Here is an 8369-nt window from a genome sequence, read left to right as displayed (position 1 = left end):
CCATCGAGCCTGCCGCCGGGGTGGCGGAACATGCCATGACTCAGGCCGAGGAGACTTCGCTACGGCAGCAGTTGCTGGAGCCCAGTCTGCAATAGGAAAGAGTGGCGGGATCATAGTGCTGCTGCCGAGCGTGGCGCGGCAGGTGTGAATACAACGAGAGAGGGCATCCCGCGGGATGCCCTCTCTGTCAATGGCTGCTTGTTGGCTGCCGAACGATGGCTGTGACCTACTTCTCTTCGGCCACTTTCAGCGCCTGCCCGTAGCAGATCACCTGTTTCAGGCAGCCCGGGGTGTCGCTGAACTCGGCACACTTGTCGATGGTGACGCCGTTGCCACCCATGTCGGCTGCGCGGCGGCGGGCCAGAGTGCGCGCTTCACCGGCGTTGGGCACCGGCTGGTTGGCATCGGCCTGGCAGGATTCACCCTCGATGGTGCCGAGGTAGAGGTAGTTGAGGTCAGCCAGCTCATCCTGTTCATAGATGCGCACGCTACCGGGTTTGAAGTATTCGTCGAAGTTCTCTTTATCCAGATTGCTGTTGAAGGCGTAGTTGGCACAGCCGGAGGCAATCAGGGGCATCATCAGGATCAGGCGTTTCATCGTCTCGTATCTTGTGTCGGTGATGAGGACAGTAGAAATGCGCAGGCGCTCCATGTCGGCATCTTGTTGAATAATGAGGGGGACATTATAGGGGCCAGCCGCCTGCGGCGACCAGCCCCGTTTTGCGCCCGGGTGTCAGGGTGTGACCCCCATCAGCCTGATATCAGGCTGATATCAAACAGGAGCCAGCCGCTGATAGAGGCTGCGGTAGTAATCATCCGCCAGCAGCTCGTCGTGAGGGGCGCAGAGGCGGATCTGTCCCTCTTCCATCAGGGCAATCCGGTCCATCCGCTCCATCCCCAGCAAGCGGTGGGAGATGAGCAGCATGGAGCGGTCGGCCCCCAGGGTGAACAGTAGCGCCATGACCTCCCGCTCGGTCTGGCTGTCGAGCCCCTCGGTTGGCTCGTCCAGCAGCCAGAGCGGCGCATCGTGCAGCAGGGCGCGGGCGATGCCGATACGGCGACGCTCGCCACCGGAGAGCGGTCGGCCACCGTCACCAAGCCAGGCGTTGAGGCCCGCCTCATCTTCCAGCAGATTGGCCAGCCCGACCTGGGTCAGCACCGCAATCAGCTGATCGTCAGTGGCGGTCGGGGCGGCCAGCTTGAGGTTGCCGCGCAGGGTATCGGCAAACAGATGCACCCGCTGGCTCACCACCGAGATGGAGGCGCGCAGCGCCCCTTCGCTGTAGTCGGTGAGCGGCTTGCCACCCAACAGGATCTTGCCAGCCTGCGGGCTCCACTCCCGGGTCAGCAGCCCCATCAGGGTCGATTTGCCGCAGCCGGTCTGGCCCAGCAGCGCCAGCTTCTCACCGGCGTGCAGTTGCAGGGTGCAGCCACGCAGCACCGGCTGGGGTTTGCCGGGGTAGCCAAAATAGAGGTCATTGATCTGCAGCGCGCCTGCGGTGGCGTGGGTCTGCTCATCGCCCCACACGGGGGCTTTTGCCTCTTGCAGGATCTCGTTCAAACGACGGGCCGAGGTGAGGCTGGTGGAGAGGTGCTGGAAGGCGCCGGCCAGCGGCATCAGCGCTTCGAAGCTGGCCAGCGTGGCAAAGACCATCAGTGCGGTGATGGGGTCGGGCGCAGCGCCCGCCACTCCATGACCGGCCAGCCAGAGCATCAGGGTCAGGGTCCAGCCGCTCAGCAGTTGTACCGCGAAGTTGGCCAGCCCGCTCACCTTGGCCATCCGGGCCTGCGCGGCGAGCAGTGCCTGTTCGGCTTGTTGCAGCTCAACCAGCGCCTTGGGGGCGGCGGCAAACATCTGCAGCTCGGCCTGACCATCCAGATAGTCCACCATCCGGGTGCGCAGGCTGGCCTTTTCGGCAATCAGCGCCTGACCGGGGCGACGACCGAGGAAGTAGAACACCAGCGGCAGGGCGATCATGCCAAACAGCAGAATGGCGCCCAGGGTAAGGGCGAGGCGACTGTCGAAAAACGACAGGAAGAAGACCAGTCCGGCGGTGCTGAGCAGGGCCGCGCCTATGGGGGTGAGCAGCCGCAGGTATACGTGATCCATCGCATCAATGTCGGCCACCAGTCGGTTGAGCAGATCCGCCTGACGAAAACCGGCCAGGGTACCGGTGGAGAGCGGCGAGAGTTTTTGCCAGAACCAGACCCGCAGTCGGGTCAGCACCCGGAAGGTGGCGTCGTGGCTCACCACCCGCTCACCCCAGCGACCGGCGGTGCGAATGATGGAGAAGAAGCGCACCCCGCCCGCGGGGGTCATGTAATTAAAGGCATGGGTCGTCGCAACGGTCATCCCCGCCACGGCGGCGGCGGAGAGGAACCAGCCGGAGAGGGAGAGCAGCCCCATGCCGGCGGCCAAGGTCACCAGCGCCAGCAGCAAACCAATGGTGAGGCTGAGCCAGTGTTGGCGATAGAGGCGCAGAAATGGCAATAGATCACTCATCGAGAGAACCTCCGGAACGTTGGGAGAGCAGGCGGGCAAAAGGCCCCTGCCCAGAACTAAGTTGCTGGAAGCTGCCTTGCTCCACCAGCTGGCCGCGGGCCAGCACCATTATCTTGTCCATCTTGGTAAGCTGGTCGAGACGGTGGGTGATCATCAGCAGGGTCTGGCCCGCCATCGCCTGCTCGAGGGTGGTCATGATGGCGCGCTCGGAGTGGCGATCCAGACTGGCGGTCGGCTCATCGAGCACCATCAGCTGGGTTGATTTGAGCAGGGTGCGCGCCAAGGCAAGGCGTTGGGCCTGACCGACCGAGAGGCCGCCCGCCTGATCGCCGACCGGATAGTCGAGCCCCTTCTCCATGGCAAATTCCCACGCCTGCGCCCGTTTCAGGGCATCTTCCAGCTCGGCATCGCTGGCCGTTGGTTTGGCCAGCAGCAGGTTATCGCGCAAGGAGGCGTGGAACAGCTGCGGGTTTTGCGAGAGCCAGCCCAGTTGCAGGCGCCACTGGCTCATGTCGAGGGTAGCAAGCTCCTGTCCGTTGACCTTGAGCTCGCCACGATAGGGGGCAAAGCCGAGCAGGGCGTTGACCAGCGAGCTCTTGCCTGCGCCGCTGACGCCGATGAGGGCGGTGCGCGAACCGGCTTCCAGGGTGAAGTCTATGGGGCCGACCAGCACCTTGCCCTCGGCGCTCATTACTTCAAGACCTCTGGCTTCTACCTTGACCGGGCTGTCGGCATGGAACGGCGCCGTGCCTGCGGCCGGTTCGCTCACCTCGGCTTCGAGGAATTCAAGCAGCTGTTCGGCAGCGCCAATGGCCTGTGCTTTGGCGTGGTAGTGGGCACCCAGTTCCCGCAGCGGGGCGTAGAACTCGGGGGCGAGAAACAGCACGAACAGGCCGGTAAAGAGGGTGACCTTGACCCCATAGCTACCAAAATTCAGATGGTCGATATAAGAGAAGCCGAAGTAGACGGCAACCAGCGCGACTGAAATGGCGGCGAAGAACTCCAGCACGGCGGTGCTCAGAAACGCCAGGCGCAGCACTTCCATGGTGCGCTCGCGAAAATCTTCCGAGGCGTCGCGAATGGCGTCCCCTTCTGCTTGGGTACGCATAAAGAGTTGCAGGGTCCGCAGCCCCTTTAGCCGATCGAGGAAGTGGCCGGAGAGACGGGCCAGCGCCTGAAAATTGCGGCGGTTGGCATCGGCGGCGCCCACACCCACCAGGATCATAAAGATGGGGATGAGGGGCGCTGTGCCCAGCAGGATCAGACCCGCAGCCCAGTTGACCGGGAATACGGCCACCAGAATGACCACCGGAATAAAGACTGCGATGGCCATCTGTGGCAGATAGCGGGAGAAGAAATCCTGCATATTTTCAATCTGTTCCAGCAACAGGCTGGCCCAGCTACCGGCCGGACGGCGCTGGATATAAGCAGGGCCGAGACGGCTCAAGCGAGTGAGCACCAGCTGGCGGATGGTCTGGCGCACCGCGCTGCCCGCCTTGAAACTGGCCACTTCGCGGCCGTAGGCCAGCGCCGCCTTGCCAAGCGTCACCAGCAGCAGGGTAATAAAGAGCGTGATGGATTGTTCTGGGGTTGAGCCTTCGATAATGAAGCCGTGCAATAGGGTCGCCAGCAGCCAGGCTTGCGCCACCATCAGAATGCCCTGGCCCAGGCCAAAAGCGATGGATATCGTGATCCAGCGGCGACCGTGACTCGATTGCTTGCGCAACCAGCCATAGAGACGTTTTTGCGTTTTTTTATCCATTACCACCATCCTCGCGTCGAGTGGCGCAAGACTATCCTCGCCGTTTGGCCTTGGCAACCTTGTAAATTATCTGTGTTGAAAATGTTTGATGGAAAAAGCAACCGACTGCTCAATCCTTGTCCGAACAGATTGATTTATTGAAAAAAGTGGCTCTGGCAGCATTGCGCTTGGCGGCAAAATGCATATAGTAGGAGCCCTGATGCGGGTGTAGTTCAATGGTAGAACGGTAGCTTCCCAAGCTGCATACGTGGGTTCGATTCCCATCACCCGCTCCACATTTCAGATGCCAGGCGGGCATCGTATAATGGCTATTACCTCAGCCTTCCAAGCTGATGATGCGGGTTCGATTCCCGCTGCCCGCTCCAGCTTCAATGCAAAAAGCCCACTCCTGCGAGTGGGCTTTCTGTTTTTCATCTATCTTGTGCGCCGTTCGACGTCACGCTCACGGTTGGTTTCTCAGCTTTTCAGGCAAACCGCAGAGACAGAAAAGGCGCCCGAGGCGCCTTTTCAGATCAACAGCGTAGCGGGAGCTTATTCCTGCTCCAGTTCACCACAGAAACGGTAGCCTTCGCCGTGGATGGTGGCGATGATCTCCGGAGTATCGTTAACGCTTTCGAAGTGCTTGCGAATGCGACGGATGGTCACGTCAACGGTACGGTCGTGGGGCTTTAGCTCACGGCCGGTCATCTTCTTCAGCAGCTCGGCGCGGGTCTGGATCTGGCCCGGGTTTTCGCAGAAGTGCAGCATGGCGCGGAACTCGGAGCGCGGCAGCTTGAACATGTCGCCAGTGGGGCTGACCAGCGCGCGGCTGTTGATATCCAGCGCCCAGCCGTTGAACAGGTAGCGCTCAACCAACTTCTTCTCTTCGCCACCGGCAGCCACATTCATGGTACGGCTCAGCAGGTTGCGGGCACGAATAGTCAGTTCGCGCGGGTTGAACGGCTTGGTGATGTAATCATCGGCGCCGATCTCCAGACCCAGGATCTTGTCCACTTCGTTGTCACGACCGGTCAGGAACATCAGGGCGATGTTGTCGTTCTCACGCAGCTCACGGGCCAGCAGCAGGCCATTCTTGCCCGGCAGGTTGATATCCATGATCACCAGATTGATGGCGTGGGAAGTGAGGGCCTGATGCATTTCGTCGCCGTTGTTGGCTTCGAGCACTATGTAGCCTTCTGCTTCAAAAATGCTTTTCAGGGTATTGCGTGTGACCAGTTCGTCTTCGACGATCAGAATGTGTGGTGTTTGCATGAATATTCCCAGATTCTTATCAGTTAATTATCTTAAATTTAACACTCTTTGGCGTTTCAAACCGATTTCCTGACTGATCCTGAAAATTTATTACGTCATCCTGGGTATGAGAGTCAGGTCGGAATATCGCGAATTAGGCATCAGTACTGGCAAGTATCCCTGTGCCACTTATAGGTTCCCGAGAAGACTACTCGAGCAAGGCCTGGAAAGGTCGTCCATTACGAAAGTGGCCGTATTTTATCAGTTAACAGGAGCATAACAACACTCTTTGCCGTCAGATAGCAACTTTTTAACTCTGTTTTGATATAAGTCAAACCCTGGTGCAGCGGCATGATACTTGGCCTGAACCCCTTTTTTGCTCCTTTAAAATGTAATGGAATGTAACATGTGATTGACATGATTTTGTGGGAAAACTACAAAAAAATCTGTTTTATTGCGCCATTTGGAGTTCCTTCCTGGCCCGCATTGGCCATCGTTACAGCCTGGAATCCTGCCAGCCAACGGGTGGGAGAGCATCGCAACCGGCGTCGTGAGCGGGCAATTTGGTGTCATCTGGAGGCCATACCAGGTATCAATCTGGGTGGCTCCGTGTGGGGATCTGCATTGGATGGAAGCTGGCGCGAATCCTCGCTGGCAGTGGCGTTGTCCTTGCGTGAGGCTTGCGAGCTGGCTGCCCGTTTTGGCCAAAATGCCATCTACTGGGTCGAAGGGGACAACTCTGGCTGGCACCAATATTGATAAATAAGTCATTGATTTGTCTGGGGCACATTGAATCCTTCTGGATTGCCAGAAACCTCACCTGGTGAAATAATAAACATCTTCATGCATCTGAAAGGAATCAAATCATGCTGGATCTTCTGCCTGACCTCTGCGATCAGCACGGCGCTATGCTGCAAGTGGCTGACCCCTGCTTTCACGATTTTGGTGGCAAGGCCATCTTCTATGGTCGCGCCGTGACCCTCTCCTGCTACGAAGACAACAGTCTGGTGCGGGATCTGGTGACCCGACCGGGCCGGGGCAAGGTGATGGTGATCGACGGCGGTGGTTCGTTGCGCCGTGCGCTGCTTGGCGATCAGTTGGCGGTCAAGGCGGTGGAGCAGGGGTGGGAGGGGATCCTGATCCACGGCGCGGCGCGGGATGTGGGCACCCTGGCGACACTGGCGCTCGGGGTCAAGGCGCTGGCGGCCTGTCCGGTCAAGACCGAGAAGCGGGGATTGGGAGAGCTGGGGGCCGTGGTCAGCTTTGCCGGGGTGACCATCCACGAAGGGGATTACGTCTATGCGGATCGCAACGGCGTGGTGGTGAGCGCCACGCCGCTGTTGTGATCATCAGAAGTTGAAGCCGACCCCCAGACTCAGTGCCTGATCGGCAGTGATGGCGCTGACGCCATAGTTGGCGGTGAGGGAGAGTCTGGGGGTCAGCAGCAGGCTGGAGTTGAGCTCCAGCAGGGTGCTGGCCTTGTTGAGATCGAGATGCTTGATCTGGCTGCCGATATTGAATGCCGGGGAGAGCTGGTAGCGTACCCCCGAACTCATATTGAAACCGGATGTGCGATTCTGATCCGCCACCGCCGGGCCCGCTTCCATAAAGAGGGTCACATCATCCACCACCGGATATTGATAGCCGCTATTGACCAGCCAGAGATCAAAACTGTCGCTGTGATGGCTATGACCATTGAGCAGCACACCCGAGTAACTTTTGACATAAAGAGACGGGTTGGATTGCGGCTGAACCACTGCCCAGTCGGCGGCCTGTGCGGCCATGCTGGCGCAGGTTGCAAGCAGTGTGATGATGAGCGATTTGACCATTCGTTTCCCCTCCCTGGGTCCGGAACTGAGCCTAAGCATGGCACATGCCAGCTGGTAGTAAAGTGAAGGGAGATCACAATAAAATCCTTTGGCATGGGCGCCAGCCATGATAAACAGGCTGCCGTATTGATGGCTCTAATCATTAAGAGGTGAATCCATGAACAAGAAACTGACTCTGCTGGCCGCGCTGGCACTGGGAGGTTGCGCAATGGCAACAGGTTCCAGCATGGCTCAACTGCAAGCATCCGGCTGGCAGCTGCAAGGCGCCACCGGCGATACCTTCACCCTGCAAGTAGCCGAAGGTAAAGTGGCGGGCAAGGGCGGCTGCAATCGCTATTTTGGCGGTATCACCAAGCAGAGTGACGGTGTCTTGACGCTGGGGGCTATGGGCTCCACTCGCATGATGTGCATTGGCGACGCCATGAACAAGGAGACCGAGTTCCTGCAAAAGCTGGAGAAGGTGGCAACCTACTCCATCAACGGCAACCAGCTGACTCTGAGCGATGCCAACAAGGCGGCCCTGCTCACCTTTAACGCTGTGCCTGCTGCCAAATAAGGCACGCGTTTGTCTGATTGCCCCTGCAGCGCAGACTGTGCTGGCGGGGCGGGTCGCCGGTGAACTGGCCAGCGAGCTCGATATTGCCCCCAATACCCTCTCGTTTCACCTCAAGGCGATGCTCAATGCCGGTCTGCTATCAGTGGAGCAGGAGGGGCGCTTTCTGCGCTACCGCGGCAATATTCCCCTGATGCTGGATGTGATCGCCTACCTCACCGAGGAGTGCTGTGCCGGTCATCCCGAGGCGTGCGGCGTGATGCGTGCCGAGTCGGCCTGTCCTCCCGATGTTCTGCCTGTACAGTCTTGCTGCGACAAGGTGTAACCGGCGAGAAGTCCCCGGTCTGTGCTTTATCAGGGGATCACTCATCCATATTTTCACTGACAGGTGCTCAAGCGAATAGCACCGGGAGTCATCATGTCTGCAAACTGTGACACCAAGGCCGTGCCTGCCATCGGCTTTTTTGAACGTTATCTGACCGCCTGGGTTGC

General features: G+C 59.1%; 7 protein-coding genes, 2 tRNA genes and 2 pseudogenes. 6 read left to right on the top strand and 5 right to left on the bottom strand.

Features of this window, described 5'->3' with window-relative positions; translation table 11 throughout:
* Window positions 1-226 precede the first annotated feature (226 nt).
* The 3 genes from rcsF to cydD all read right to left on the bottom strand — a co-directional run bounded on the left by rcsF (window position 227) and on the right by cydD (window position 4265).
* The gene (gene rcsF, locus ACRAUW_RS15175) at window positions 227-598 is read right to left on the bottom strand and encodes an Rcs stress response system protein RcsF (protein ID WP_013723982.1); all 372 of its coding nucleotides are present in this window, start codon (window positions 596-598) and stop codon (window positions 227-229) included.
* A 174-nt stretch (window positions 599-772) separates the two neighbouring features.
* Window positions 773-2503 carry a heme ABC transporter ATP-binding protein/permease CydC gene (gene cydC, locus ACRAUW_RS15170; protein WP_431362942.1) on the bottom strand — a complete coding sequence of 577 codons (1731 nt, stop codon included), beginning with the start codon at window positions 2501-2503 and terminating at the stop codon, window positions 773-775.
* Window positions 2496-4265: a heme ABC transporter permease/ATP-binding protein CydD gene (gene cydD, locus ACRAUW_RS15165; protein ID WP_431362941.1), complete on the bottom strand. Its 1770-nt coding sequence runs from the start codon at window positions 4263-4265 to the stop codon at window positions 2496-2498. The genes cydC and cydD overlap by 8 nt, the downstream gene beginning before the upstream one ends.
* 201 nt (window positions 4266-4466) lie before the next feature.
* On the opposite strand from cydD, the gene ACRAUW_RS15160 reads away from it, so the two are divergent.
* Both ACRAUW_RS15160 and ACRAUW_RS15155 read left to right on the top strand, forming a co-directional pair.
* Window positions 4467-4540, top strand: a tRNA-Gly gene (locus tag ACRAUW_RS15160).
* Window positions 4541-4555: 15 nt separating this feature from the next.
* Window positions 4556-4630: transfer RNA gene (locus tag ACRAUW_RS15155), tRNA-Gly, on the top strand.
* Window positions 4631-4796: 166 nt separating this feature from the next.
* On the opposite strand, the gene arcA is transcribed toward ACRAUW_RS15155, so the two are convergent.
* Window positions 4797-5516, bottom strand: a complete 720-nt coding sequence (arcA, locus tag ACRAUW_RS15150; RefSeq protein ID WP_431362940.1) for a two-component system response regulator ArcA — start codon at window positions 5514-5516, stop codon at window positions 4797-4799.
* A 396-nt stretch (window positions 5517-5912) separates the two neighbouring features.
* Between arcA and ACRAUW_RS15145 the strand changes: the two are divergent.
* Both ACRAUW_RS15145 and ACRAUW_RS15140 read left to right on the top strand, forming a co-directional pair.
* Window positions 5913-6322, top strand: a pseudogene (locus ACRAUW_RS15145) (DUF3293 domain-containing protein).
* Between the two features lie 39 nt (window positions 6323-6361).
* Window positions 6362-6841: a putative 4-hydroxy-4-methyl-2-oxoglutarate aldolase gene (locus ACRAUW_RS15140; protein ID WP_431362939.1), complete on the top strand. Its 480-nt coding sequence runs from the start codon at window positions 6362-6364 to the stop codon at window positions 6839-6841.
* Window positions 6842-6844: 3 nt separating this feature from the next.
* Here ACRAUW_RS15140 and ACRAUW_RS15135 read toward each other — a convergent pair whose 3' ends face one another.
* On the bottom strand, window positions 6845-7324 hold the full coding sequence (locus ACRAUW_RS15135; RefSeq protein ID WP_064338427.1) for a hypothetical protein: 480 nt from the start codon (window positions 7322-7324) through the stop codon (window positions 6845-6847).
* Window positions 7325-7481: 157 nt separating this feature from the next.
* Between ACRAUW_RS15135 and ACRAUW_RS15130 the strand changes: the two genes are divergently transcribed.
* Together ACRAUW_RS15130 and ACRAUW_RS15125 are read left to right on the top strand one after the other, a co-directional pair.
* Window positions 7482-7880: an META domain-containing protein gene (locus ACRAUW_RS15130; protein WP_431362938.1), complete on the top strand. Its 399-nt coding sequence runs from the start codon at window positions 7482-7484 to the stop codon at window positions 7878-7880.
* A 40-nt stretch (window positions 7881-7920) separates the two neighbouring features.
* Window positions 7921-8202, top strand: a pseudogene (locus tag ACRAUW_RS15125) (ArsR/SmtB family transcription factor); the annotation flags it as partial.
* Window positions 8203-8369: the final 167 nt, after the last annotated feature.

The sequence above is a fragment of the Aeromonas sp. genome (assembly GCF_050633025.1).
GTDB lineage: Bacteria > Pseudomonadota > Gammaproteobacteria > Enterobacterales > Aeromonadaceae > Aeromonas.
This window is presented reverse-complemented; position numbering and strand designations above follow the sequence as displayed.

What these genes read in the sequence shown, in the direction of transcription:
- rcsF (WP_013723982.1), bottom strand. Translation starts at nt 598, where the DNA reads ATGAAACGCCTGATCCTGATGATGCCCCTGATTGCCTCCGGCTGTGCC.
- ACRAUW_RS15140 (WP_431362939.1), top strand. Translation starts at nt 6,362, where the DNA reads ATGCTGGATCTTCTGCCTGACCTCTGCGATCAGCACGGCGCTATGCTG.
- ACRAUW_RS15130 (WP_431362938.1), top strand. Translation starts at nt 7,482, where the DNA reads ATGAACAAGAAACTGACTCTGCTGGCCGCGCTGGCACTGGGAGGTTGC.
- ACRAUW_RS15135 (WP_064338427.1), bottom strand. Translation starts at nt 7,324, where the DNA reads ATGGTCAAATCGCTCATCATCACACTGCTTGCAACCTGCGCCAGCATG.
- cydC (WP_431362942.1), bottom strand. Translation starts at nt 2,503, where the DNA reads ATGAGTGATCTATTGCCATTTCTGCGCCTCTATCGCCAACACTGGCTC.
- cydD (WP_431362941.1), bottom strand. Translation starts at nt 4,265, where the DNA reads ATGGATAAAAAAACGCAAAAACGTCTCTATGGCTGGTTGCGCAAGCAA.
- arcA (WP_431362940.1), bottom strand. Translation starts at nt 5,516, where the DNA reads ATGCAAACACCACACATTCTGATCGTCGAAGACGAACTGGTCACACGC.